This is a genomic window from Sphaerothrix gracilis Ecp01 (assembly GCF_030405905.1).
In the GTDB taxonomy this organism is placed as follows: domain Bacteria; phylum Cyanobacteriota; class Cyanobacteriia; order Phormidesmidales; family Phormidesmidaceae; genus Sphaerothrix; species Sphaerothrix gracilis.
This window is the reverse complement of record NZ_JASATW010000024.1, coordinates 63,163-88,766: the sequence shown is the minus strand read 5'-3', so window position 1 is coordinate 88,766 and position 25,604 is coordinate 63,163. Positions and strand designations below refer to the sequence as shown.

The following is a 25,604-nucleotide window of genomic DNA, read 5'->3' as shown; positions in this document are numbered from 1 at the left end:
CGGTATCGCTAGCAGGCAGGCCCCGCAGCGGCAGCGATCGCACGGGCAGCATCGCCCCTTCTAAGCTGGCGATCGCCTGAGGCTTTTCGCGGCTGGTCAGCACCAGAGCGCTCTGATGGGGCAGTTCTCCCACCTGACGCAGCAGCTCGCCGTAGGCCGCGTATTCTGGCCGGAAAGCCCCCGCAAATTGTCCTTCCTGCAGCAGCGTTTCGCAGTTATCCAGAATCAGCAGACAGCGCTGCCGCTGCAGCACCTGCATCAGACGAGGCAGCCGCCGCTCAGAGGGTAAGGCCGCCGCCGTCTCCTGCTGGTGGGAAAGCACCTGAATCAGGTCAGCGAGCAGAGATTCTAGGGGCGGGGCGTTGCGCAGAGTGCGCCAGACGATGAAGTCGAAGCTGACTGCTTGACGCGGCCCAGCCGTTGCCAAACTCTGGCCCAGCTTGACAGACAGGGCAGTCTTGCCGATGCCGCCCATGCCGAGTAGGGCAATCAGACGGCAGCGATCCTGCTGAATCCAGGTTTGGAGAGTGACTAGTTCAGGGGTGCGACCGTAAAACAGGGAAACATCAATTGCTTCGCCCCAGTCCACGGCAGGCCGGGTCGGTTGAACGGTCGGCTGAACGGAGGAGCAGGGAGCAGGGGGGAAAGGCGGCTCAGGCGAGGAGGTGGGCAGCGGGTCAGGGACGAGGTGGGGATGCTGATAGTCAGTTCGCTCTAGCAGCAGGTCAAAGGCGGCGAAGAACTGATCGAGGGTTTGCTTGTCAACGCCGAGCTGAGCGTCTAAGACACGAATGACGGTGCTGAGGGCAAGCCGGGTGCGATCGCTGAGTTCTTCTAGAGTCAAGCGATCGCCATCATTCAGCGTTTTCTCAAGCTGCCGTCGAGCGGCTTCAAGCTTATGCTGGCCCTGCAGCGATAGAACAACGCCCCGTCTGCGACTCTTTTTAGCGATCATTTCAGCTCACGACTCCACAAACGGCGACGTTACAGGCGAAGGGCAGCCATACCGCTTGTAGAGTGATTATTCTAATTTTAATTGAGTTATTTCAGTTATTTCACTTAAGAATGACTTAAGCTGATGGCCGCGTAATTGGCTGGAATTAGCGACTATTGCGGTAGGGCCGTATCTACGGCCAAGACGGCAGCGATCAGATTGCTACTCAGTAAGTAGTCATAAATTTGTGCAGGCTATATTAAGCGCCAGTACAACAGATCAAAGCCTTGCAGGACGGTGCGTTACGGCTTTGCCTAATGCACCCTACAGCCTTATTTACTTCTGGCTATCTCTAGCCACTTGGGGGTGTCATACCTCTGAGAATGAGCAGCTGACACATTTTTAGCCGTCTGCCTTTTTAACAGACAAAAATAAGGATTAAGTCGAGTTTATCTGGGGCTATCTCGTCTGGTTTTCGGAGCTGTCCGGGCTGAAACTTGAAGCATGGCTGAATTTGCAGCCAATTCTGTTTCAATTCAGCAGGAAATTTTTATGCTTCATCACATTTCTGTTGCGGTTAATGATCCGCTACACGTTGCCACCGTCATGGCTGAAGTATTTGAGGGTCATGTTGTGCCTTTTCCGTTTAATCCCGGCAGCTACGCGGCGCTGGCGGGGGATGAGTTCGGCACCCTGATTGAGTTTTATCCCAACGGTTCTGAGCTGATTCCCGATGCCCATGAAGGTCAGGCTGGCTTCCAGCTAAACCCGCAGGCTTCTCATTATTCGTCCTTTCACGCCGCCATTTCTGTGCCCATTAGCCTAGAGCAGATTGAGCGTATTGGTGAGCGAGAGGGCTGGCGGGTTCTGCAGGCGAGTCGGGATGGCCTGTTTGACGTTGTGGAATTTTGGGTGGAAAACCGGCTGATGCTGGAGCTGCTGACCCCCGCGATCGCAGCTCAGTATTTGCAGGCCCTCAGCCCAGAACGTCTGCCCGAAATGATTGACCAACTTGCTCTGGTAGACGCCCGGAGGTAGCCAGAATGCCAACCGTACTCACTCAGCCTCAAACCACTTTGCAGCTTCGGTCAGGTACACCCGCCGACGCTCGCATCTGCGGTGAAATCTGCTACGAAGCCTTTAAGACCATTTCTGAACAGCACCGCTTTCCGCCCGACTTTCCCCGGCCTGAGCTAGCCCAGGAAATGATGACGAGGCTGTTTTCTGACCCCTATACCTACTCGGTAGTGGCCGAAAAGGATGGTCAGATTGTGGGCAGCAACTTTCTGCTGGAAGGTGCAAAAGTCGCCGGGGTGGGGCCGATTACGATCGCTCCGGGGCTACAAAACGGCTCGATTGGCAGACAGCTCATGATAGCGGTGCTAGAGCGATCGCGCCTGCAGGATTTTGCCGGTGTGCGCCTAGTGCAGGCGGCTTTTCACAGTCGTTCTCTGTCGCTTTACGCCAAGCTGGGCTTTAATGTTCAAGAACCGCTAGCCAATCTGCAAGGCCCAGCCCTCAACCTGGCTCTGCCGGGCTATCCGGTGCGGCCTGCCACCGAAGCTGATCTCGACGCCTGTAATCAGCTCTGCCAGCAGGTACATGGCTTCGATCGCGCTCTAGAACTGCAGCAGGCTATCCGTCAGGGGACAGCCACCGTGGTTGAGCACGATTTACGCCTGACCGGATATGCCACGCTGATTGGCTTTTTCGGCCACGCCGTAGGGGAAAGCAATGAAGACCTGAAGGCGCTGATTGGAGCCGCTCAATCCTTTGCAGGTCCTGGCTTCCTGCTGCCGACTCGCAATAGCCAGCTCTTTCGCTGGTGCCTGCAGCAGGGCCTGCAGGTCGTTCAGCCGATGACGCTGATGAGCCTGGGACTTTACAGCCAGCCAACGGGCGTCTTTCTACCCTCCATTTTGTTTTAGCCCTAACCAATCTATTTACTTTCACTCGCAGGAGAATCTCCATGTCGGTGACCACCACGCCTGCTTTAGACACGCTTATAATGGGCGATCGCGCCTTTACACAGTGGCCGCAAAAAACCCGCGAACTGCACAGCCACCACTTTGATTCCACCATCTGGAATGACTTTCAGTTTCGCGATGATGACATCATCATCGCCACCTACGCCAAATCAGGCACTACCTGGACGCAGCAAATCGTCGCTCAGCTCTTGTTTCAAGGCGCAGAGGCTGTAGAAGTGGCAGAACTTTCTCCCTGGATGGATCTGCGGGTACCGCCCAAGGAAATCAAACTGCCCTTCGTAGAGGCCCAAACCCACCGGCGCTTTCTTAAAACCCATCTCCCCGTCGATGCTTTAGTTTTCTCGCCCCAGGCCAAATACATCTACATCGCCCGGGACGGACGGGACGTGGTCTGGAGCCTGTATAACCACCACGCCAACGGCAACGAGGACTTTTACGCTGCCCTCAACGACACCCCCGGACGGGTGGGACCGCCCCTAGAAAAGCCGCCAGCCTCAGTCCTGCAATATTTCCAAGAGTGGCTGGCGGCAGACGGCTATCCCTTCTGGTCTTTCTGGGAAAATATCAAATCCTGGTGGGACATTCGCCACCTGCCCAACGTCATGCTGCTGCACTACGCCGAACTGAAGCGAGACATGCCGGGCCAAATTCGTCGCATTGCCGAGTTTCTAGACATTCCAGTTGACGAATCTAAATGGGCAGATATCTTAGAGCACTGCAGCTTTGACTACATGAAGCGCAACGCCGCTAAGAGTGCGCCCTTGGGGGGTGTTTTCTGGGAAGGTGGAGCCCAGACCTTTGTTCACAAAGGAACTAACGGTCGCTGGAAGGATGTTTTGCCCCCCGCCGATATCGCTCAGTACGAGCAGATGGCGGTAGAGAAGCTGGGCGCTCACTGCGCTCACTGGCTAGCTACCGGCCTCTAGCGTTGGGGTGTGAGGCGTGAAGGCAGAGCTGGTTTGAGATCAGAACCGGCTCTGTTTTTGGCGATCGCGGCTTTTAGGCCAATCGAATTGCCAGCGAGTTCTAGTCTGCTAGAATCCGAGCCAGCAGAAAGGACTAAAAGGTCTTCGTAGTAGCGAATGGCCTGATCGGTTGACCCTGCCGCCGCGGCGGCGCGGGCAGCCCCCAGGATAGTATTGAAGCGTCCCGGCCAAGTCACGAGCGAGTCTTCGTAGGCGGCCAAGGCCTCAAGAGGCCGATTCAGCGCTAACAGCAAATCACCTAAAGACTCCTGGGCCGGATAAATTGAGCCTGGAGTGACGGGATGTTTCTGAATTGTGGCTTCTAAGGCGATCGCCTCACGGCCTAGAGCGAGGGCGGTATCCGACTGTCCACTCCCATAGGCCCGCCAAGACGACAAGACTAGGCGATCGATCTCAATGTAAGTAGCAAATCCGACTTCGCCCGCTTCCTGGGCTAGATCACGCAAGGCTATCAGCCTTTGCTCTGCGGTTTCTGCCTGGTCAGCATCGTCCATGTGGACGGCTCCCAAACCTTTAGCAAACCAACTCAGCGCTTCTGGCCAGAAAAATGATTCCCAGGCAAGGGTGGCGGGAGTCGCCGGTTCGATCGCTAAAGCTTCTTGCCAAGCTCGCCTTTCAACCGCATACCGGGCTGGCATAGACGCCAGGTGAAAAGCACTGATAAAGGTGCCCTGGAAGGGTTCTTGCCGTTCCAAAACTTCTGTAAGAACCGCCTGGGCTGCCTCGTCATTGGCCTGCTGCAGATAGGCATAAACCAAATAGTCGAGGGCATGGGGATAGTGATGGGACAGGCCATCTGCAGCCGGAAAGTTGAGCGCCGCGTCGGCGGAGCGGCGATTCCAGTCAATCACCTCAGGCCAGTAGCCCAAACGGACGAAAATATGGGTCGGCATGTGCAGCGCGTGAGGCACTTCTGGGGCAATTTCGCCGTAGCTTCTGACCACATCAAGAGACTCACTGGCTCGAGCGTCAATATCGTTGGCGTGGATGGTGTAGTGTATGGCCCCTGGATGAGCCGGTTCACGCTCGTAGATTTGTCGTAGGGTCTCTGCTGCTTGACCGTTATAAGCCAATTGATCGGCTTCAATTTGCCCCACTGCTAGCTGGGATAAGGCATAGAAGGCAGCAGTTTCAATGTCAGTAGGATGAGCTTCAAAAGCCTCCTGCATCGCCTCATGCCAACGCCGAATCCGGGTCCACCAGTCAGCGGTTTCTGGTTCTCGGTAGAACGCAGCCGTAGCGGCTATCAAAGCAGCGTTGCGATCGCTCTCGATTCCCAAAGCCTGAGCGGTCTGGATTTCTGCCAGTCCCTGCTTCAGCATGTCTACAGTCGGTCGGGACGGCCACAGGGGTTGAAACAGGGTCATGGCAACCCCCCAATGCGCCATAGCGCAATCCGGATCGGTGGCTAGAATTTGGGAAAATGCAGAGCGAGACTCTTCGTACTGCATGTGATGCAGCAGGGCCAAGGCCCGGTTAAAGTCATCTGCAACCTGGGTTTGGCAGGCCACCTCAAAATTGACGGTTCCCAGAGATCTGGCGGAGGGCTGGGCGGCTTCTTGCGCCAAGGCGGCAGGAGCGATCGCTGAGATTGCAATCAAGACAGTGCCTCCCAAACTGGCGAGATGTTTCGCAAGCACTTCAGAATAGACAGACATTGAACCGCCTCCCAAAAATATCTAATTGTTAAGCTTTTATCTCTGCAAAACCTTTTTCATCCTGCTGTTGCGACCTAATTGATCGTAGCTAAAACTCAATCTTGAAGACTGCGTCGATATTGAATCTTAAAAGCTACGCCGGTACTAAAAAAGGCTTCGCTAAAGCTGTCAGCCCTAATCTAAGCCTTATAGAACAGTGCCCTGCGGCTGTATCTAACAATGTCCACATAACATCCATATGAGTAGGCGGGCCAAATCAAGTCCAACTCAGGTTGCCGGGTTTTCTCCCTTCGGGAGACACTTCGTGAACGACTTCTCTCAATCCTCTGCCTAGCAAGGGATCGAGCATTGAGCAGAGTCGAAAGGCATCCTATCAACAATCAGACATACTTACTTACTTAGAGAAGGGATAGAGCGCTGATCTGCTCCCCTAAATCGCAGGCAAAACACGGCCTTGGCAGTCTCCTAGACCAATGCGAACATATCCGGGTTTGTGACAGTAGCCGCGTAGAATCACGGTGTCACCGGCTGCCAAAAAAGCGCGGGCTTCGCCGCTGGGGAGCTGGAGGGGCTGCGTCCCCCGGCGGGTCATTTCCAGCAGTGACCCCTGGGAACCGGCTTCCAGCCCGGAAACCGTACCGCTAGCCAGCAGATCCCCCGGTCGTAGATTGCAGCCGTTGCTGGTGTGATGAGCAATCATCTGGGCGGGCGTCCAGTACATTTGCCGCAGATTGGCCCGGCTGAGCTGGTAGGGAGCCATACCCTGATTCTGCATTTGAGTGCTTTGTAGCCAAACCTCAACCGTAAGATCAAGGCCGCCGCGTTCAGTATTCTCGGCGGAAGTGAGATAGGGCAGCGGCACAGGATCGGCAGCGGGCCGGGCAAAGGCCGGGCAGCGAAAGGGGGCCAGGGCTTCAAGAGTGACGACCCAGGGAGACACCGTGGTGGCAAAGCTTTTGCCCAAGAAGGGGCCGAGGGGCTGATATTCCCAGGCTTGGATATCCCGCGCCGACCAATCATTGACCAAACAGAGGCCGAAGAGGGCTGACTCAGCCTGGGCGATCGCCAGCGGCTGTCCCCACGAATTTCCCGCACCGATAAAGCAGCCCACCTCCAGCTCATAGTCTAGGGCGCGGCAGGGGCCGAAGCTGGGCCTGTCCTCGTCCGGCCCTTTGCGCTGACCTTGGGGCCAGGGAATCGGCGTCCCGCTGACCACCAACGAGGAACTGCGGCCATGATAGGCCACGGGGATGTGTTTATAGTTGGGCAGCAGCGGATTTTCCGGGCGAAACAGGGAGCCAACGTTAGTGGCGTGAAAAATAGAGGCGTAGAAGTCGGTATAGTCGCCCACGGTGGCTGGTAGGTGCATTGTGGCGGCTTTCATGGGCACCAGAATCTGCTCGGCGGCGGCAGGGGGATTGCCAGCCCGGAGCAGCTGCTGCAGCCGCTGGCGCAGTTGATGATTGACCTCATGGCCGAGAGCCATTAGCGGATTCAGCGTCGAGGCGGTGACTGCCGCCCATAGAGCCGGGGGCAGGTCAGCCAGTAAGCCCGCCTGATGACAGGCAGTTAAATCTAAAATGCGATCGCCAATGGCTACCCCCACTCGCGGCTGAGTCCGATCTGGGCCGTGAAACACGCCCAAAGGTAGGTTTTGGATGGGGAAATCGGTATCTGGCGGGTTGGCAGACTCTACCCAACTGCGCAGGCTGGGATCGTGGGTGGCATTGACGGCATGAGGCATTGACTGACCTCCGGTATGAGATGAAAAGGCTAACGGCCTAGCCCAGCAGGCCCAAGGCTTTGAGATCGGCAATCGGCTCCTGCAGCGAACAAGAGCCAAAAGAGCGGAAAAACTGGCGGCGAGCCACCTGAATTTCGGTGAGGCTAAGGGGGCGATCGCCCCAGCTAATCTGGTTTGCCGCAAACCGCCAGGACGCAAGCGCAGTAGCCCGCAGCAGGTGCTGAGCTTCGGCAGGGGTAATTTTCTGGCAGTAGAGCAAGGCCGCCGCGATCGCCACGTTCAAGAAGCCCTGCATCGCAGCGGTGGGACTGTCAGGGGCAGCGGTGAGGGCGCGGCGAGCCGGTAGGGGATGATGCAGCCCTGCCGTGGCCTTGAAGGGTGTCTGCGCCTGGGCGCAGGCGGCGATAAACTGGCTGAGCTGAGCCGGGCTAGGGAAGGCTGCGGGCGTCAAGCCGCCGGTACGGACTTTGGCCTTGAGCTGAGACTGGCGCAGGGCAGGCAGGTAGGTAGCCGCGTCACCGCTGCAGGGTACTTCCGCGAAAATTTCTGTATTTTGAGGCAAATAGGGCAGCAGTTGGGGTGAAGCTGCCAGGGCAGCAGGCGGCAGTTCCAGGGCCGTAATGCTGATGGGGCGATCGCCACTGCTAGATGACGGGTCTTTCAACGCCGACAATCCGGCGATCGCCCGGTCTATCTCCCCGTCTAAAATCAGGCTGAGGGGCAGAGGCGCAGCAGGCTGATGCTCTGCCAGGACTGCCTGCAGCTGCTCTAGCTGCGATAGGGGCAGCACAAAGCGGCCTAGCAGCCAGCGATAGGGACCTTGCTCGTGCTGCCGGTAACGAGCGATCGCGGTAGCCAGGTCTAGCCGGGCCGGGGGGAACAGACCGGCATAGTCGATCAGTTCGGTGAGTAGGGCTTTGACAGCGGTGAGCATGGCTTTTGGCGGGGTAAACCGTCCCTAGGTCAGCGGCAGCGAGGTTGAGGCTTTAACTTCGTTAATCACAATTCGCGTCTGCACCCGGTCTACAGCCGGAATCTGAGTAATTTTCTCGAACAGAAAGTTTTCCAGATGCTGATGATCGGCCACCACAATCTTCAGCAGATACTCCAGTTCGCCCGTGAGGTGATGACACTCCAGCACTTCTGGCAGGTCTTGAATGCGATCGCAGAACTGGCCAATCTCCTGGGGCCGGGGCTGGGCGGTGAGGGTGACTTGCATAAAGCAGAGCAGGTGTAGGCCCAGCGCCTGACGGTTGATCACGGTCACGTAGCGATCGATAACGCGGTTTTCTTCTAGTTTTTTCAGCCGCTTTTGCAAACCAGGCGCCGAGAGGTTAACCTGGCGAGCCAGTTCTGACAGGGTAATGCGGCCATTCTCCTGCAGCAGCCGCAAGACCTGGCGATCTTTTAGGTCCAATGGCTCAGACATTTCGAGGGGTGGACGGTCTGCCATCATTAATGCGGCTATCAGCAGTTAAGAATTAAGCGCAAAACCCAGCTTAAGAGCTGATGTTTTATACTAATAATAAGTCAAATGAAAAATTTATTAGCTAAATTCTGATATTTAGTTAGTTTTTGAATCTTTAAAGCGCTTCAGAGTTTAGAATCTACCTTCCTCCACGCTCCAGAACGATCTATTGGGAGGACTTTCATGGATGATTTTTGCCCCGTTGTGGGATTTGACCACCTGGAGTTTTATGTCGGCAATGCTAGACAGGCGGCTCGCTTCTATGAGCAGTGCTTTGGCTTCAAGCTGACGGCCTATCGCGGGCTGGAAAACGGCGATCGCAAAGCAGCCTCCTACGTCCTAGAACAGGGTCACATTCGCCTAGTGCTCAGCACCGGCCTCAGCCCGGATCATCCCATTAGCCAGAGCGTTTTGAAGCACGGCGACGCGATCGCGGTGATTGCCCTGGCCGTCCCCGATGCGGCTTTAGCCTACAAAGAGACAACCCGGCGCGGCGCGGTTGGCGCAATTCCCCCGACCACTGAAACCGATGCCTATGGCAGCTATCGCTATGCCGCCATCCACCTCTACGGCGATGTCCGGCTGAAGTTTGTCGAGCGTCGGCACTATGGGGGCCTGTTTGCGCCAGGGTTTAGGCCTCGACAGGCTTTGACGCCGCTCACCAGCCCCATAGGGTTGTTGAACATTGACCATGTGGTCGGCAATGTGGCGATGGGCGAGATGGAGCGGTGGGCACAGTTTTTGGCCGCAGGGCTGGGATTTAATCTGTTGGCCCATTTTGACGAGAAAACCATTTCGACCCGGTACTCATCGCTGCAGTCCAAAGTGATGCAGGACAGCCGGGGCCGGATCAAGCTGCCCATCAATGAACCCGCCTCCGGTCAGCGCCAATCACAGATTCAAGAATATTTAGATTATCACCAGGGGCCAGGTATTCAGCATGTGGCCTGGGGCACCCACAACATTATTGAAACCGTGTCGCGGCTGAGACAGGCCGGGGTTGAGTTTTTGCCTGTGCCCCCCAGCTACTACAACACGCTGGCCGCCAGAGTTGGCCCAATTGACTACCCAATTGAACAACTAGCTGAGCTGGGAATCTTAGCCGATCGCAACCCGGACGGCTACCTGCTGCAAATTTTTAGCCAACCTGTGCAAGATCGGCCCACGCTGTTTTTTGAGGTGATTGAGCGGCACGGCTCTCAGGGCTTTGGGGAAGGCAACTTCAAGGCTCTGTTTGAGGCGATCGAGCGCGAGCAGGCGCGGCGGGGGAATCTCTAAAATGACTTACTACTACCAGATGGGCCAGATTCCCGCCAAACGCCACACCCAGTTTCGCCAGCCAGACGGTTCGCTATATCACGAAGAACTGATTGGCACTCAGGGCTTTGCCGGCATCCAGTCCCTGCTCTATCACCAGCGGCCCCCGACTCAGGTGCAGCAGATTGTGCAGCGACACGCTACAGCGATCGCGGTGGCAGACTCTGGCCCCCTGTGTCCTTACCATTTACGTACCGCCGACATTCCCGCAGGGGGCGAAGCCATCAGCGCCCGGATACCGCTGATGATGAATGCCCATCTCTGTCTCTCTGTGTGCCGTCCTACCGAGCCGATGCCCTACTGGTATCGGTTTGCCCACGGCGATGAGGTGATTTTTGTCCATGCGGGCACTGGCCTGCTGGAAAGTCAGTTTGGCCGTCTGCCCTACCGGGCCGGAGACTATTTGGTGATTCCGGCGGGGGTGCTGTGGCGGCTGCTGCCTGAACCAGACAGGGCCCAGCGGCTGCTGATAATCGAAGCTTGGGGCCACATCGAGCCGCCGCCTCGCTACCTGAATCGCTACGGTCAGTTTTTAGAAGCTGCTCCCTACTGCGAGCGAGATATTCGCCCCCCGCAGGAGCTGGCCCCTCAGAATACGGCAGGCTGGTTCGAGGTGCGGGTGAAGCATCGCCACGGCATTAGCCGCTATTTTTACGATCACCATCCCCTCGACGTGGTGGGCTGGGCCGGATACCTTTGGCCCTATACCTTCAATATTGCCGACTTTGAGCCGATTACAGGCCGCGTGCACCAGCCGCCCACCGTACATCAAACCTTTGCGGGGCCAGAATTTGTGATTTGCTCTTTTGTGCCCCGCCTGTTTGACTACCACCCCCAGGCGATTCCGGCTCCCTACAACCACGCCAATGTAGACACCGATGAAGTGCTCTACTATGTGTCCGGTAATTTCATGTCGCGCCAGGGAATTGAGCCTGCCTCTATCACGCTGCATCCGCGCGGTCTGCCCCACGGCCCCCATCCGGGCCGGTATGAAGCTTCCATCGGCCAAAAGCAAACCGAGGAATACGCCGTCATGATTGACGCTTTCCAGCCGCTGCAGCTCACTGCCCAAGCGATCGCCCTGGCAGACAAAGACTATCCCTATAGTTGGCGAGGAACCTGACTATGACTCACACCCTTTCAAAAGCCCCGGCGCTGCATATTTCGGCTCGCATTCAAGACCGTCTGCGTCAGGGTCGCCTCAGCCAGAGGCAGGTCAAAGACTGGCAAAACTTTTTAGAGACGGTGGATCGTCAGCTACTGCACCACCGCATCATTACGAATAACACCTATACCCGCTGGTTCAGTCAGGGCAAGGCTACTGACGCCGAGCTGAAGCACTTCATCCGCCAGTTCTCGGTTTTTTCCAATCAGTTTTTGATTGCCGCCCTGCTGAAAGTGATCAACGCCCCCACCCTGCAGCAGTCGCGGGCCGGACGAGAAATTTTGCTCAACGAGCTAGGCGTGATCTACCGCACCCCAGACCAGCCCATCGGCCACCAGCCTGTTCTCACCGAGGCGGAGAAAGAGCGTCAGGGCGACCCAGAGCTAGTCAATACGCGGGGCACGGTTGACGGCGGAATTTGCCGCTTCCGCGCCGCCCACTTTGAATGGCTGACGGATGTGGCCGCTGGCCTAGGGCTAGACTTTGCTGAAATTGGCAAGCGTCAGCAGGGCCGACCGACGACGCTGCATTTCTGTGATGAGCTGCAGCGGCTCTACGGCAGCGACGATCCGCAAATTGCCGAAGGGGCTAGCTTCGCGGTGGAAAACTGGGCGGCAGCGGGCTTCTGGCAGGAGCTGATTGAGGGCCTGACCCGTATCAAGCAGAGCCGATATCCCCACCTGCGCTTGGCCTTTTTCACCTGGCACAACCAGGTCGAAGCCCAACATGCAGGCCATACCCTCGAAGAACTGGAGGCGGTTTACTTTCAGCCAGCATTTGACCCAGCCAAATTCTTCCAGGGAGGCCGCGAAATCTTAGCGGCGATCGCCGTTTTTTGGGACGGCCTCAATCGCGATCGCCTCAACCATCTCTATCTGTGAGGGATGGCGCTATGGTCAAGCAGCTCTCCTTAGAAGCGCTGGTGCAGTGCGGCCTGACGCCGGAGACGGCAGCGCCACTGCGATTGCAGATCAATCCCTGGCTGACGGCGCTATCCCCGACAGAATGCTGGCAGCGGCTAACCCAAGAAATTCTGCGGCCCGATCAGCCCTGGGCCCTGCATCAGCGACTTTATGACCTCGTCTATGCCGACTGGGATGCCCGCCAAGGGCCGCCGCCAGCCTGGATTCCTACCCAGACAGAGATTGAGCGCACAAACATTGCCACTTTGATGAGAGCGGTGCCGGTGCAGTCCTACCCGGAGCTTCATGCCTGGTCGGTGCAGCAGCGAGACCAGTTTTGGCAACAGATGGTGCAGCGGTTGGGCATTCACTTTCAGCAGCCCTACAGCCAAATCCTAGATCTGAGCCGAGGGGTAGAATCTCCGGTCTGGCTCGTGGACGCGCGGTTGAATATTGCTGAGAGCTGCTTTCAGGCGGCGGCTGACGCGCCCGCCATTCTGTTTCAGCCAGAGGAAGGAGCTTTAGCGGTCGTGTCCTACGGCGAACTGCGTAGCTTGGCCCACCGGGTTGCCAACGGGCTGGTGGAGGCCGGATTGCAGCCGGGAGACGCCATCGCCCTTGACCTACCCATGACGGTTGAGGCGGTGGCGATTTATTTGGGGATTATTCTGGCCGGAGGTACGGTAGTCGCCATCGCCGACAGCTTTGCCCCTGAGGAAATTGCGACCCGTCTGCGGCTCGCCCCGGCCAAAGCTATTTTTACCCAGGACTTTATCCGGCGTGGCGGTAAGTGCCTGCCGCTCTATGACAGGGTGATCGAAGCGAATGGGCCCAGCGCCGTCGTGATTGCGAGCGAGCCTGGCAGCGCGCCCAAGCTGCGAGCGGGCGATCGCCTCTGGTCTGATTTTCTCAGTCCCAGCGATCGCTTCAGCGCCGTTCCCGCCTCACCCTGCGCCCCGATCCATATTCTCTTTTCCTCCGGCACGACCGGAGCCCCCAAAGCCATTCCCTGGACGCATACCACGCCAATCAAGTGCGCCGCTGACGGTCATCTGCACCAGGATATTCACCCCGGCGACGTGGTAGCCTGGCCAACCAATCTGGGCTGGATGATGGGGCCGTGGCTAATCTACGCCAGCTTGATTAACCGAGCGGCGATCGCCCTCTATGAAGGAGCACCCACAACGCGGGCCTTTGGTCAGTTTGTTGAAGCAGCCCACGTGACGATGCTGGGAGTGGTGCCCAGTCTGGTCAGCGCTTGGCAAACCAGCGGCTGCCTGCAGGGACTCGACTGGCATAGGATCAAAGCCTTTAGCTCTACTGGAGAATGCTCAAATCCCCACGATATGCTGTTTCTGATGTCTCGCGCCGGATATCGTCCGGTGATTGAATACTGCGGCGGCACCGAGATTGGCGGCGGCTATGTCACCGGCACTTTGGTTCAGCCTGCGGCCCCCGCGACCTTTACCACGCCCGCTCTAGGACTTGACCTAGTCATCCTGAACGCTGACCATCAGCCTGCCACCCAAGGCGAGGTATTCATCGTGCCGCCTAGCATCGGCCTCTCCACTGCACTACTCAACCGCGATCATCACCAGGTCTACTTTGCCAATACCCCCTCCCTCCCCACCCTGAAGCTGCGCCGCCACGGCGACCAGATGGAGCGCCTAGCCAACGGCTATTACCGCGCCTGGGGCCGGGTGGATGACACGATGAATTTAGCTGGAATCAAGGTCAGCGCGGTGGAAATTGAGCAGGTGCTCAATGCCGTACCCGGTGTGCGAGAAACGGCGGCGATCGCTGTCTCGCCTAGCGACGGTGGGCCAAGTCAGCTGGTGATCTACGCTGTTTTGACCTCAGAAAACAAAGTAGCCTCCTCAAACCTGCAGGCCACTCTGCAAACCGCCATCCGGCAGCACCTCAATCCCCTTTTCAAGATTCACGCCCTCAGAGTCGTGGCGGCCCTGCCCCGCACCGCTTCCAACAAAGTCATGCGCCGCCTTCTGCGTCGGCAGTTCTACGATTTGCTACAGCCCATTGCCAAAGTTGGTAACGCTGAATCGATATTGGAAAAATTCTGACGCAACTGCCGTTGTACCATTTGCAGCTTGGCGAGGATTCTACTGTGAGAACCTTGAGCGGGGGCAGTTACAGGTAGCAGCCTAAAAGCTGTTGTCGCCCCTACCTGAGCCAAAGTCTAAAACTAGCGCCATGAGCCAGTCCAGTCGGTAGCATATATGTGCCTGATCCTATTGGAAGACACCATGCGTTATAAATTGTTAGGGAACAGCGGCCTGCGCGTTTCAGAACTTTGTCTTGGCACCATGACCTTCGGTGAAGACTGGGGCTGGGGCGCAGATAAAGCCGAGAGCCAGAAAATCTACGACAGTTTTTGTGAAGCTGGCGGCAACTTCATTGATACAGCCAACATTTATACCAACGGCACCAGCGAGAAGTTTTTAGGCGAATTTATGGCTGCTGAGCGCGATCGCATCGTGCTAGCCACCAAATACACCAACGGTCTGGGAGATAAAAATCCCAATGGCGGGGGCAACCAGCGCAAGAGCATGATCCAGTCTGTAGAAGGCAGTCTCAAGCGACTGCAGACCGACTATATCGACCTTTTATGGCTCCACACCTGGGATTTTATGACCCCTGCCGCCGAAGTGATGCGGGCCTTTGACGACCTCATCCGGGCCGGTAAGATCCTCTATATTGGTATTTCTGACGCCCCAGCCTGGGTTGTAGCCCAGTGCAACACCCTAGCTGACCTGCGCGGCTGGACCCAGTTTATTGGTTTGCAGGTGGAGTACAGCCTAATTCAGCGCGATCCCGAACGGGAGCTACTGCCAATGGCGCGGACGCTAGACATTGGGGTCACAGCCTGGTCGCCCCTAGCCAGTGGGTGGCTCACAGGCAAATACACTCAGGGAGGCCAAAGCGATGAATCTCGCCGCCTAGACAGCGAAATGATGGCCGGATTCGTTGATCAAAACGAGCGTAACCGGGCGATCGCGCAGACAGTTGATCAGCTAGCCGCCGAAACAGGCTACAGTTCTTCCCAAATAGCGCTGGCCTGGCTGCAAGCTCAGGACGTCATTCCGATTGTGGGAGCCCGCAAGCTCTCCCACGTAGAAGACAACCTGAAATGTGTGGACGTACAGCTAACCGACGAGCAGCAGCAGCAGCTCAATCAGGTCAGCCAGATTGCCCTGGGCTTTCCCCATGACTTTTTCCAGGCAGACATGGTGCGTAACTTTGTCTACAACGGCACCTTTGAGCAAACTGATTCCCATCGCTACGCCCAGGTGAAAGAGCGCTAGGGTCAGGGCCAGCCGTCAACTAGCACTGGTGCTAGCCATAGCCGCCGCCGCCGGGCGTTTCAATCACAAAGCTGTCGCCCGGCAGCATTTCCACCTCAGCACAGGCATTCAGCTCTGCTACGGTACCATCCTGACGCTGCACCCAGTTGCGCCCGGTGGCGCCAGGGGCCGCGTTCTTTAAGCCAAAGGGAGGAACGCGGCGATGGCCAGACAAAATCGCGGCAGTCATGGCCGCCCGAAACTGAATTCGCCGCACAACCCCGTTGCCGCCCCGGTGACGGCCCGCACCGCCGCTGCCAGGCCGAATCGAGAAGGCACTTACCAGCACCGGAAAGCGCCACTCTAACACTTCTGGATCGGTGAGACGAGAGTTAGTCATGTGGGTTTGGACAGCATCGGCTCCCGTAAAATCGGCTCCCGCCCCAGCCCCGCCGCAGATGGTTTCGTAATACTGGTGCTGCTGATTACCAAAGGTGAAATTGTTCATCGTGCCCTGGGCCGCCGCCATGACCCCAAGCGCGCCATAGAGAGCATTGGCGATCGCCTGGGAGGTTTCCACATTTCCGGCCACCACCGCTGCCGGGTAGCGCGGATTCAGCAGGCTGCCGGCTGGGACCGTCATTTGAATCGGCGTCAGACAGCCTGCATTCAGCGGAATTTCATCATCAACTAGCGTGCGAAAAACATAGAGAACAACCGCTTTGCTAATGGCTAAAGGCGCATTCAGATTGCCCGACTGCTGGGGGGAGGTGCCCGTAAAGTCGATATGGGCAGTGCGCTGGGCGCGATCGATTCTGACCTGCACCTGGATTCGGCTGCCATCATCCATCGGGTAGGTAAACTGACCGTCGCTGAGCTGCTCAATCACCCGCTGCACCGAGGCGGTAGCATTTTCCTGGACGTGATGCATATAGGCTTGGACGACATCTAGGCCGTAGTGGCTGACAATCCGGCCTAGTTCTTGACTACCCCGCTCATTGGCGGCGATTTGGGCCTGCAGATCGGCAATGTTCTGGGCCGGATTGCGGGCCGGGTAAGGGCCTGCTGTCAGCTTGGCCTCTATATCTGCTTCTTGGAACTGTCCCTGAGCCACGAGCTGAACGTTATCCAGCAGTACTCCCTCTTGCTCAATGGTGGTACTGCAGGGCGGCATGGAGCCGGGGGTAATGCCGCCAATATCGGCGTGGTGGCCCCGCGAGGCGACGTAAAACAGCGGCTGTTTTGAGTTGATAAAGACGGGGGTGATGGCGGTGATGTCGGGCAGGTGAGTGCCGCCGTTGTAGGGATTATTGGAGATATACACGTCACCGGGTTTGAGGCTGTCCCCCTGAGCGGCAATCAGGCTGTGGACGCTTTCGCTCATAGAGCCGAGGTGGACGGGAATGTGGGGCGCATTGGCGACAAGCTGACCCTCAGCATCAAATAGGGCACAGGAAAAGTCGAGCCGCTCTTTAATATTGACCGAGTGGCTGGTGTTTTGCAGGGTAATGCCCATTTCGTCAGCGATGGACTGAAACAGGTTGTTGAAAATTTCTAGCAGGACTGGATCGGGGGCCGTCTGAGCCGCTGCCGTATCGGTCTTAGCAGTCTGCTCAGCCTCCGAATGCTGGCGCAGAATCAGGTGGTTGCGCTCGGTCAAGCTGGCCGCCCAGCCCGGTTCAATCACGTTGGTGCCGGTCGCTTCTACAATCAGGGCTGGCCCTGGCAGGCGATCGCCCGCCCGCAGGTCTTGCCGGCGATAGACCGGGGCGCGGTGCCACTGGTCGCGGCTGTAGAAAGACACGGTGGCGGCTGGCACTAGCGGCGCGGTGCGCGGGGCCAGTTGGGGTTCTGCTAGGGTCGGGGTACGACCAATCACCTCCACCGACAGGGATTCCACAATTAGGGCTTTGTCAGGGCGGGTGAAGCCGTAGCGCTGCTGGTGCTGCTGCTGAAACTGCGATCGCATTGCCTCGATTTCCCCAAAGGGCACCAGCAGAGATGAGTCGGTACCGATATAGCGCAGGTGGGCCTTAGGCAGCGTCTCAATCGCCTCAGCTTTCACCCCCTGATTGATCACCTGGGTGCGCCCGGTTTCAATTAGTTCCGCCAGCGTTTGCTGCAGCTGCGCTAAAACCTCTGGGGTCAGCTGCGCCTCTACCGCCTGTTCCTGCAGGCTGCGAATGTCGGCTAGACCGATGCCGTAGGCTGAGAGCACCCCGGCGTAGGGATGGAGAAAAATCTGCTTCATCCCCAACGCTTCGGCAATCAGACAGGCGTGCTGCCCCCCAGCACCGCCGAAGCAGCAGAGGGTGTATTCGGTCACGTCATAGCCCCGCTGCACCGAAATCTTTTTGATGGCACTGGCCATCTTATCAATCGCGATCGCCAAATAGCCCGCTGCCACCTGTTCTGGGCGGCGCTGATCCCCTGTCTGTTCGGCAATGGTCACGGCCTGCTGCTGAAACGCCTGCCGCACGATCTCCACATCCAAGGGCTGATCGCCCGCTGGCCCAAACACCTGCGGAAAAAAGTCAGGCTGCAGCTTGCCCAGCATGACATTGCAGTCTGTCACTGTCAGCGGCCCCCCTTGGCGGTAGCAGGCTGGCCCCGGATCGGCACCGCCCGACTCCGGCCCCACCCGGTAGCGGGCACCGTCAAAGCTCAGCACCGAACCGCCCCCGGCAGCAACCGTGTGGATTGACAGCATCGGTGCTCGCAGCCGCACTCCGGCCACCTCGGTTTCAAACGTGCGCTCATACTCGCCGCTGTAGTGGGACACATCCGTGGAGGTGCCCCCCATGTCAAAACCGATGATTTTGTCGAAGCCAGCGCTGAGGCTAGTCTTCACCGCGCCGACAATACCCCCCGCCGGGCCAGAGAGGATACTGTCTTTGCCCTGAAACAGATGGGCGTCAGTCAGGCCGCCGTCGGACTTCATAAACTCCAGCTTTGGCCCGCTTTGAGTGGCAGCTGCAGGCTCTAGGGCCGCCGCCACCTGATCGACATAGCGCCGCAAAATCGGTGAGAGGTAGGCATCGAGCACCGTGGTATCTCCCCGGCTGACAAACTTCATCAGCGGGCTGACCTTGTGAGAAACCGAAATTTGGCTAAAGCCAATCTGCTGGGCGATCGCCGCCACCTGCTGCTCATGGTCGGGGTAGCGATAGCCGTGCAGAAAGACAATGGCGCAGGCGCGGATGCCGTCATCATAGGCTTGCTGCAGCGCTTGCCTGACCTGCGCTAGCGCTTCCTGAGTCAGGGGCAATCGCTCTTCCCCCTCAGCGCTGTAGCGCTCATCTACCTCCACCACTCGCTCATAGAGCATCTCCGGCAGCTCAATCTGGCGGGCGAAGATATTAGGACGGTTTTGATAGCCGATGCGCAGACCGTCGCCAAAGCCGCGCGTAGTCACAAATACGGTGCGATCGCCTTTGCGCTCAAGCAAGGCATTAGTAGCCACTGTCGTCCCCATCTTCACCACTTCAACTTCACCGCCAGGAATCGCCGCTTGGTCAGAAAGCCCCAGAATGTCACGGATGCCCTGAATCACGGCGTCCTGGTAGCGATCGGGCTGTTCTGAAAGCAGCTTGTAAATAATCACCCACTGCTGATCCGGCAGGGCCATCACCTGAAAGCGGTTTTGAGCCGAAAGGCGATCGGCCAGGATGGCATTATCGGTGACGGCAACTAAGTCGGTAAAGGTGCCACCGCGATCGGCAAAAACTTTAAGCATGAGTTTTTCTAGTAGGTTTAGTTGAAGTAGGGTTAGGGATATCCCAGACCCAGCGCTGCTGGGCCGCATCGGGTTGAACAGTGACGATTTCGGCGGGAGGATGGAGGCGATCGCAGCCGCTGGCAAACTGAATTGCCCCAGTGACGCCCTGAAGCGATTTTTGCTGCACCCGAAAATAGTGGTGGAGCTGCCTGAGCAGCGCCATGCGATCGCAGCAGGGCCAGCGGGCCAGCACCGTCTGCAGCATCAATAAGGCATCAAAAGTCGTAGCGCTGCGCCAGGTCAACCGGCCCGCTCCCCAAAGTGCCTGCCCTAGCCGACAAAACTGCTGCGCCACTGGCTGAGACTGATAACCATTAGTACAGCTGCGCCAATGCCAGGGTACGCAGGCCACAATCGGAGCCGGAGCGGTTACTGTCTGCGGGCGATCGCGTTCGTACATCCAGTGCAGCACGTTTTCCTGATAGAAGGTGGCCGATCCGGCAATTAGGCAGGATTTGAGGTTCAAACGGCTGATCAGTCCGGCGTTGTTGAGCGAGTTGGGTTCAAGGCCGCCATCGGGAATCACCAGCAAGATATCCGCCCCTTTGGCTTCAATCTCCTGCAGGTAGCGATGGATCGAATCAGGCTGCTCGCTAATGCGATCGCACTCTGGCAGTAGCTCAAACTGGTGAGAATGCTGGGCAATATGCGATCGCACTGCCGCCCGGTAAGACAGGCAGTATTGACTATTGCGGTTGTAGATCAGCGCCACCCGTTGCGGCTGAGTTGCGGAGCAACCAGCGAGATAGTTGAGCAGCGCTGCTGCGTTGTCTCGATCGGGCGTGGTCAACCGAAAGAAAGACTGTTGGAGGCCAGTAGAGAGGGCCGAGAGTGTATCAGCGGTGCTGCTGGCATTGACCAGCGGCAGTCCCTGCAAAGCGTAAAACGGCAGGGCTTTTTCAGTCATTTCGCTAGAGTAGTGCCCCACTACCGCCATCAGATTTAGCCCAGGGGCTAAGGCCGCTAACTGCTCCGCTGTGGGATTGTCCGCATCGTAGACATGGTTGGGGTCGTTGACCACCATAATCTGCAAGGCTATCGGACGCGCTAAGCTTGCTGCTGCAACTATTTCAGCCGTCGGCAGTCCGGCTAGATCTAGCGCTCGGTCGAGACGCCCCTGCTGCAAACAGTGCCAGTTCGTCTGCCACTGAAGCTGAGCCGCTCCGCGCAGCACCTCAGCCGCGACCTGTCCCTGGTTGTGGTGAAACGGTACCACCACCGCCAGCAGATAGCACTCAATATGACGGTTTTGTAAGCGATCGCGCTGTAGCTCCACTAGCGCATTATTCAGGTAAATTAAGATTTCGGGATTGCCCCGGCTATAGGCAGTCTGCTCTTGGCGCCAAGCTGCGGCAAAGGCGTTCAAAGCCTGGTAGTATAAGCCACGCTGATAGAACCGGGTACCTTCTCGCTGGGCCTGGGCGATCGCCCGATCCGGAGGTGGTAGAAATACCTGGCGGCCCAAACTCCCCTGAAAGTTATCGCTATTGAGCTGTGGGGGCGGCTGCAAGCGATAGCCATTTTGCGGGTCATAGAGAAAATTCAAAATTTTGACCCAGTTTCCGGCGATCGCTTCGCGCGGCACGCCCATAAGCTGGGCAAAGGCCGGATAGATTTTGCCGCTAAGGCGATCGCGTACTTGCCGATCGGCTTTTGCAAGCTGCTCTAGAGCACTTTGGTGAGTAGACAAATGAGATTGCCGATTAGCTGGAGTGGGGAGGGTCGAGGATAACGACTGAGCCTTAGCTGACTGCCGATCTAAAGCCAGTCGTAAGTCTGTCTCAGAGCATTGACACCGCTGCGCCGCCAGACGAATCGCAATATCTTGGCGAGAATAGCCCAACAGTAGCTGACAGACCGTAGCACGATCATCAACTGCCAGCGACAGCTGCTGCCACAGACGCCCCAAGTCAAGGCCTAAAGCTTCGACAGCCGACAGATATCCAGACTCCATGCATTTGTCTCCGTCACTGTCTTAAATCATATTGATATCACCCGATGAGTATGGACAACGACTGTTGCCAGCTTTTCAACAAATGTCGCCGCCTTTATCAGCATCGGTGCTCATGGAAATCTTCTTGGGTTTTCGGGATGGCGACAAAAGCGATCGCGTCTTTGCAACTTCCAGCAGCGCTCTAGCAGCCAGCGCGGCTCTTCTTCTAGGGCATTGCGACAGCAAAAGCCGTGATGATGGCTTACAAAATCTGAATAACTAATCTGCCAGCACTGTTCTAAAAAAGCATTGCTGAGACAACCGTTGAGATATTGTCTTTGATAGCGCTGCCAGTATTTACGCGGATTGAGGATGGCCGCTCGATGGCGCGACCAGAGCGGTTGGTTGAGGTATTGCCAAAGCGGAAAATGCATGGGTCTAGTGATTATTACCAGCAGTTACGGCAGTCCGGCGATCGCCTGAATGGGTGACGACCGGGTCAGTCGGAGAATGGTCTGATTGACGGCGCTGACCGCCAATCAGAATATAGGCGGCGGGTACGAAGTACAGCGCCAGGAGAGAAGCACCACCAATGCCCCCAGCGATCGCAATAGCCAGGGGCCGCCAGAAGGGATCGCCGTCGGCCAGCAGGGGAATGAAGCCAGTGACGGTGGTGACGGTGGTGGTGAGGACGTGGCGGGTCGCTTTGATCAGGACTCGCTGGACGGCCCTAGGGTCGCCCTGACTAGCCTCTGGATCTTCGTTGAAGGCAGTGAGCACCACAATTGAGTCATTGATCGCGATGCCCACCAGGCCCATCGTGCCGACAATAGCCATGAAACCCAGCAGCGAGCCGAACAGCTTGAGGGATAACAGAGACATGCCAATAGAGGCGATCGCGACGACGGCAATAATGCCCGCCTGGCGAAACGAGCCGAGGGAGAGCACCAGCGCCGTCACCATAACCAGTCCCAAAATCGGCACGTACAGCAGCAGATTGCCAACAGCAGTGTTGCGTTCGGCATATTCGCCGCCAAACTCATAGCGGTAGCCGGGAGGAAGCTCAAAGTTGGCGGCTGCCAGCTTTTCCTGCAGCGCCGTCAGCACTGTATCTGGCAGAACGCCGGAAGTGATGAAGGCTTGAACCGTGTTCACTCGCTGCTCATCCCGGCGGGCAATACTGGCAAGTTCAGGCACCAGGTTGAATTCACCCAGGGCAGCGGTGGGGCGGAAGGCCCGATCTTGGGCCTGATCGGGGCGTAAATCTAGAGAGGCGAGGGCTTCTAGGCTGGCGCGATCGCGGTTAGTCAGCCGCACCCGGACAGGCAGATTTTCAGTTGATTCTAGAATGGCACCGCCAGTCACCCCTTCGGCATAGGCGGCCAACTGCTGGGCGATCGCGGTGTTGTTTAATCCCGCCTGCTGCACCTGCTCATTGTCTACAAACAGCCCCAGCTTCGGTCGGCCCTCAGTCAGGTCATCGCGGACGTGAATGACATCGGGAATGGTGGTCATGAGCTGCCGCACTTCCATGCCCAGACGGCGCAGCTCGCGGATGTCGGGGCCGTAGAGCCGCAGCTCCACCGGAGCCGCAAAAGGCGGTCCCTGCTGAAATTTTTGCACAATGACCCGGCCTGCAGGCAGCAGCGCCTCCAGTTCTTCCTGCAGCGTTCGCACCAGTGCCTCTACCCCGGCATCAGTCTTAAGCTGCACCATTGCCTGGGCGTAGTTGGGCTGGTTCTGGCGGCTCCCCGTGAGGTTGTAGTAAAACTTGGGCACGTTTTCGCCAATAAACCAGTGTACCTCTTGCACATTGTCGTGGCCTAAAATCACCTGCCGCGCCTGCCGCACCTGCGCCTCAGTTTGCTCCAGCGCGGTCGAGGCCGCAAATTCGACTTCAATGTGAAACTGATCGCGATCGAGTAGCGGAAAAAACTGATTGTCTAGCGTTCGCGCCAGCATAAAGCCTAGCAGCGGCATCGTCAGAGACAGGGCGATCGCTAAGCGCGGTCGAGCTACCACGCGCCCAATTGACCAGCGATAAGGCCGTCTCAGCCGGGGCAAAGTGATGCCCTCAGTCCACCAGGCCCCTGGCCGCATCAGCAAAAGAACAATTTTGGTGCGAATGCCAGAGTGAGGCGGGGCGCTTGACGCCTGTGCTGAAGAGGCCGCCAGAATTTGCTCATAGCGATCGCGGCTGTTACCTAACAAGCGACCCGCCAGCGCGGCAATGACGGTCAGGGAGATGACCAAGGAGGAAATTAGGGACAGAATGACGCTGAGGGCAATCGAGCCGACGAACTCACCGGCTCCGCCCGGCAGCAGGTAGATTGGCAAAAAGGTCATCACCGTCGTCAGCGTTGAGGCCATCAGCGGTACCTGCAGATACTTCACGGTTTTGCGAACTGCCAGCAGCGGCGGGTCACCGTGCTGCAGCTCCATTTGAATCTCATCAACTACTACAATCGCGTTGTCAATTAGCAGCCCCAGGGCAATAATCAGCCCGGTGACAGACATCTGATGGACAGGGACGCCAAAGACGCTCATCCAGCCAAACACGGCAAAGATAGTGAGGGGTAGAGCAGCTCCGACAACGATGGCCGAGCGCCAGCCCATCGATACCAGCGTCACGCCCACCACCAGCGCCGCGCCGATGACCAAGTTTGAGAGCAGGGTGCTAATGCGATTGGCCACATAGCTGCTTTGGTCAAAAATCACGTCTAGGCTGATGCCGGCAGGGAGGCGATCGCCGAAGGTCTCGATGGCTGCCTGCATCTCAGTCATCCACTGATCAATCCGCCGCCCCGACTTCATCATCACGCCCACCACCACAGCGGGCTTACCGCCGACGATGGCCTGACTGCTGCGGGGATAGCGGATACCGCGTTCAACGCTGGCAATGTCGCTGAGCCGGGTAAATTGACCGGCCCCCGTCTGAATCGGCAACTGGCGAATTTGCTCTAAGGTTTCCAGCTCGCTCTCTACCTCAATCGCCACGTTCTGATCGGGGCTGCGAAGCTGTCCAGCACTGACTTTGGCGTCACTGAGATTGATCTGATTAGCTAACTGCTGCGGCGACAGGCCCACCCCCACCAGCTCTGCCGCATCGATTTCCACCAAAATCTCTTCATCAGGGCTACCGAAAAACGCCACTTCTTCCGTCCCGTTTACGCCGCGCATAACCACCGCTAACGCCTCGGCATAGCGGCGCAGCACGGCGTAGTTGGGCGCAGTCGCTGGAGTCCAGGTCAACGACGCAATGAGGGTATACGCCTTCATATTGGTTTCTTCTAGCGTCGGTGCCGCCGCCCCCGCCGGAAACGTCGCCGCCGCATCGGCCATCTGATCGCGCACCTTCGACCAAATCGGCTGGGCCTCAGTAACCGTGTCTACCAGCTCCACCGACACGCTAGAGAATCCCACCCGCGATGTGGAAGATAGGGTTTCTATTTCTTCAATTTCTGCCAGTTCTGCTTCCAGTACCGTCGTTACCAGCGCTTCGACTCGCTCGGCGCTAGCGCCTGGAAACGCAGTTTTCACTACAGCGGTACGGGCTACCAGCTCAGGGTCTTCCTGGCGCGGCAGGCCCTGGTAGGACGAGAAACCCCAGCCTAGAATCAGGACGATGGTGAGGATGAGGAGACGGATGTTGGTAAAGAAAGGTTGGGACATGGGCCAAAGGAGATAGGGAAAAGACTAGCCGTAAATTCGGCCAAACCGGGGGAAGTAGGGCGGCTGGACGGGTAGAAGCCTAGCGAGCGCGAACGGTTTGACCGGGGACAAGGCGATGGACGCCGCTAGCAACGAGGCGATCGCCCGCCGCTACGGTGCCGCGAACTAAGACGCGATCGCTTTCCTGGTGCAAAACCTCAACGGATTGGGGCTGCACTTTGTAGAGGTCTGCTTCCTCTGTAGGCATCAGCCCGTAAGTGCTCCAGAGGCCGCGAATGTCTTGGGTAAGCGCGGTAATGGGTAGCCAAATGCCTGCCGTTGGAATAGTTTCAGCTATCTCCACCCGGACGGTTTGGCCGGGACTGATACGGGGAACGGCGGCCTGGTCTAGCTGCAAAACCACCACCTGAGTGCGGGTTTCCGGGTCAACTTCTGGCAGCACAGCGGCCACGGTTGCCGGGTAGCGATCGCCCTCTAAGCTCAGGGTGTAGGCGTCTCCCACCTGGAGCTGACTGGCTGTTTCTACAGGCATCCCAATGCGGGCTTCAGGGGCAACGTTTTCCACCAGCCGCACAACAGCCTGTCCTGCGCTGACCACGGTGCCCTCATCTACCTGGCGAGTAGCAATGATGCCAGCAAAGGGCGATCGCAAGGTGCTTTTGTTCAGGGTGGCATCAAGGTCAGCGATCGCCGCTTCTAGCTGCCGCACGACTGCCTGCTGGGCCAGAATTTGTTCTTGGCGGGTGCCGTCCGCCCG

General features: G+C 57.7%; 18 protein-coding genes. 8 read left to right on the top strand and 10 right to left on the bottom strand.

Annotation, left to right across the window (positions count from 1 at the left end; all coding sequences use genetic code 11):
- On the bottom strand, nt 1-955 hold a 955-nt coding region (locus QJQ48_RS21895; protein WP_346293375.1), incomplete at its 3' end, for an NACHT domain-containing protein.
- A gap of 531 nt (nt 956-1,486) precedes the next feature.
- On the opposite strand from QJQ48_RS21895, the gene QJQ48_RS21890 reads away from it, so the two are divergent.
- The 3 genes from QJQ48_RS21890 (at nt 1,487) to QJQ48_RS21880 (ending at nt 3,848) form a co-directional block, all read left to right on the top strand.
- Entirely contained in the window at nt 1,487-1,972 is a 486-nt protein-coding gene (locus tag QJQ48_RS21890) for a hypothetical protein (protein WP_346293380.1), read from the top strand.
- A 5-nt stretch (nt 1,973-1,977) separates the two neighbouring features.
- A complete protein-coding gene (locus QJQ48_RS21885; RefSeq protein ID WP_346293374.1) occupies nt 1,978-2,862 on the top strand; it encodes a GNAT family N-acetyltransferase in 885 nt (294 codons plus the stop codon).
- An 80-nt stretch (nt 2,863-2,942) separates the two neighbouring features.
- Nucleotides 2,943-3,848: a sulfotransferase domain-containing protein gene (locus tag QJQ48_RS21880; RefSeq protein ID WP_346293379.1), complete on the top strand. Its 906-nt coding sequence runs from the start codon at nt 2,943-2,945 to the stop codon at nt 3,846-3,848.
- Here QJQ48_RS21880 and QJQ48_RS21875 read toward each other — a convergent pair.
- The 4 genes from QJQ48_RS21875 to QJQ48_RS21860 all read right to left on the bottom strand — a co-directional run bounded on the left by QJQ48_RS21875 (nt 3,845) and on the right by QJQ48_RS21860 (nt 8,763).
- Nucleotides 3,845-5,566, bottom strand: a complete 1,722-nt coding sequence (locus tag QJQ48_RS21875) for a tetratricopeptide repeat protein (RefSeq protein ID WP_346293373.1) — start codon at nt 5,564-5,566, stop codon at nt 3,845-3,847. The genes QJQ48_RS21880 and QJQ48_RS21875 overlap by 4 nt on opposite strands.
- Before the next feature lie 430 nt (nt 5,567-5,996).
- The gene (fahA, locus tag QJQ48_RS21870; protein ID WP_346293372.1) at nt 5,997-7,310 is read right to left on the bottom strand and encodes a fumarylacetoacetase; all 1,314 of its coding nucleotides are present in this window, start codon (nt 7,308-7,310) and stop codon (nt 5,997-5,999) included.
- A 37-nt stretch (nt 7,311-7,347) separates the two neighbouring features.
- Complete coding sequence (locus QJQ48_RS21865; RefSeq protein WP_346293371.1) at nt 7,348-8,244, bottom strand: hypothetical protein; 897 nt, start codon at nt 8,242-8,244, stop codon at nt 7,348-7,350.
- Between the two features lie 24 nt (nt 8,245-8,268).
- Complete coding sequence (locus QJQ48_RS21860) at nt 8,269-8,763, bottom strand: Lrp/AsnC family transcriptional regulator (RefSeq protein ID WP_346293370.1); 495 nt, start codon at nt 8,761-8,763, stop codon at nt 8,269-8,271.
- Between the two features lie 198 nt (nt 8,764-8,961).
- On the opposite strand from QJQ48_RS21860, the gene hppD reads away from it, so the two are divergent.
- From hppD to QJQ48_RS21835, 5 genes are all read left to right on the top strand, one after another.
- Nucleotides 8,962-10,056, top strand: coding sequence for a 4-hydroxyphenylpyruvate dioxygenase (gene hppD / locus QJQ48_RS21855; RefSeq protein ID WP_346293369.1), 1,095 nt, complete (start codon nt 8,962-8,964; stop codon nt 10,054-10,056).
- Nucleotide 10,057: 1 nt separating this feature from the next.
- The gene (locus tag QJQ48_RS21850; RefSeq protein ID WP_346293368.1) at nt 10,058-11,218 is read left to right on the top strand and encodes a homogentisate 1,2-dioxygenase; all 1,161 of its coding nucleotides are present in this window, start codon (nt 10,058-10,060) and stop codon (nt 11,216-11,218) included.
- Nucleotides 11,219-11,220: 2 nt separating this feature from the next.
- On the top strand, nt 11,221-12,141 hold the full coding sequence (locus QJQ48_RS21845) for a hypothetical protein (protein WP_346293367.1): 921 nt from the start codon (nt 11,221-11,223) through the stop codon (nt 12,139-12,141).
- A gap of 11 nt (nt 12,142-12,152) precedes the next feature.
- A complete protein-coding gene (locus QJQ48_RS21840; protein ID WP_346293366.1) occupies nt 12,153-14,243 on the top strand; it encodes an AMP-binding protein in 2,091 nt (696 codons plus the stop codon).
- Nucleotides 14,244-14,426: 183 nt separating this feature from the next.
- Nucleotides 14,427-15,485: an aldo/keto reductase gene (locus QJQ48_RS21835; protein WP_346293365.1), complete on the top strand. Its 1,059-nt coding sequence runs from the start codon at nt 14,427-14,429 to the stop codon at nt 15,483-15,485.
- Nucleotides 15,486-15,516: 31 nt separating this feature from the next.
- Here the strand turns inward: QJQ48_RS21835 and QJQ48_RS21830 are convergent, their stop codons facing one another.
- From QJQ48_RS21830 to QJQ48_RS21810, 5 genes are all read right to left on the bottom strand, one after another.
- On the bottom strand, nt 15,517-19,200 hold the full coding sequence (locus QJQ48_RS21830; RefSeq protein ID WP_346293364.1) for a hydantoinase B/oxoprolinase family protein: 3,684 nt from the start codon (nt 19,198-19,200) through the stop codon (nt 15,517-15,519).
- Nucleotides 19,193-21,196, bottom strand: coding sequence for an ABC transporter substrate-binding protein (locus QJQ48_RS21825; RefSeq protein ID WP_346293363.1), 2,004 nt, complete (start codon nt 21,194-21,196; stop codon nt 19,193-19,195). The genes QJQ48_RS21830 and QJQ48_RS21825 overlap by 8 nt, the downstream gene beginning before the upstream one ends.
- A gap of 110 nt (nt 21,197-21,306) precedes the next feature.
- Entirely contained in the window at nt 21,307-21,609 is a 303-nt protein-coding gene (locus QJQ48_RS21820) for a hypothetical protein (RefSeq protein ID WP_346293362.1), read from the bottom strand.
- 4 nt (nt 21,610-21,613) lie between these two features.
- Nucleotides 21,614-24,847 (bottom strand): efflux RND transporter permease subunit, encoded by a 3,234-nt coding sequence (locus tag QJQ48_RS21815; RefSeq protein WP_346293361.1) that lies wholly within the window; start codon nt 24,845-24,847, stop codon nt 21,614-21,616.
- A gap of 79 nt (nt 24,848-24,926) precedes the next feature.
- On the bottom strand, nt 24,927-25,604 hold a 678-nt coding region (locus QJQ48_RS21810), incomplete at its 5' end, for an efflux RND transporter periplasmic adaptor subunit (protein ID WP_346293360.1).

Excerpts from the sequence above, each read along its gene's own strand:
- QJQ48_RS21865 (WP_346293371.1), bottom strand. The coding sequence starts at position 8,244 with ATGCTCACCGCTGTCAAAGCCCTACTCACCGAACTGATCGACTATGCC.
- QJQ48_RS21835 (WP_346293365.1), top strand. The coding sequence starts at position 14,427 with ATGCGTTATAAATTGTTAGGGAACAGCGGCCTGCGCGTTTCAGAACTT.
- QJQ48_RS21890 (WP_346293380.1), top strand. The coding sequence starts at position 1,487 with ATGCTTCATCACATTTCTGTTGCGGTTAATGATCCGCTACACGTTGCC.
- QJQ48_RS21845 (WP_346293367.1), top strand. The coding sequence starts at position 11,221 with ATGACTCACACCCTTTCAAAAGCCCCGGCGCTGCATATTTCGGCTCGC.
- QJQ48_RS21815 (WP_346293361.1), bottom strand. The coding sequence starts at position 24,847 with ATGTCCCAACCTTTCTTTACCAACATCCGTCTCCTCATCCTCACCATC.
- QJQ48_RS21880 (WP_346293379.1), top strand. The coding sequence starts at position 2,943 with ATGGGCGATCGCGCCTTTACACAGTGGCCGCAAAAAACCCGCGAACTG.
- QJQ48_RS21840 (WP_346293366.1), top strand. The coding sequence starts at position 12,153 with ATGGTCAAGCAGCTCTCCTTAGAAGCGCTGGTGCAGTGCGGCCTGACG.
- fahA (WP_346293372.1), bottom strand. The coding sequence starts at position 7,310 with ATGCCTCATGCCGTCAATGCCACCCACGATCCCAGCCTGCGCAGTTGG.
- QJQ48_RS21885 (WP_346293374.1), top strand. The coding sequence starts at position 1,978 with ATGCCAACCGTACTCACTCAGCCTCAAACCACTTTGCAGCTTCGGTCA.
- QJQ48_RS21860 (WP_346293370.1), bottom strand. The coding sequence starts at position 8,763 with ATGGCAGACCGTCCACCCCTCGAAATGTCTGAGCCATTGGACCTAAAA.
- QJQ48_RS21830 (WP_346293364.1), bottom strand. The coding sequence starts at position 19,200 with ATGCTTAAAGTTTTTGCCGATCGCGGTGGCACCTTTACCGACTTAGTT.
- QJQ48_RS21875 (WP_346293373.1), bottom strand. The coding sequence starts at position 5,566 with ATGTCTGTCTATTCTGAAGTGCTTGCGAAACATCTCGCCAGTTTGGGA.
- QJQ48_RS21850 (WP_346293368.1), top strand. The coding sequence starts at position 10,058 with ATGACTTACTACTACCAGATGGGCCAGATTCCCGCCAAACGCCACACC.
- QJQ48_RS21820 (WP_346293362.1), bottom strand. The coding sequence starts at position 21,609 with ATGCATTTTCCGCTTTGGCAATACCTCAACCAACCGCTCTGGTCGCGC.
- hppD (WP_346293369.1), top strand. The coding sequence starts at position 8,962 with ATGGATGATTTTTGCCCCGTTGTGGGATTTGACCACCTGGAGTTTTAT.
- QJQ48_RS21825 (WP_346293363.1), bottom strand. The coding sequence starts at position 21,196 with ATGGAGTCTGGATATCTGTCGGCTGTCGAAGCTTTAGGCCTTGACTTG.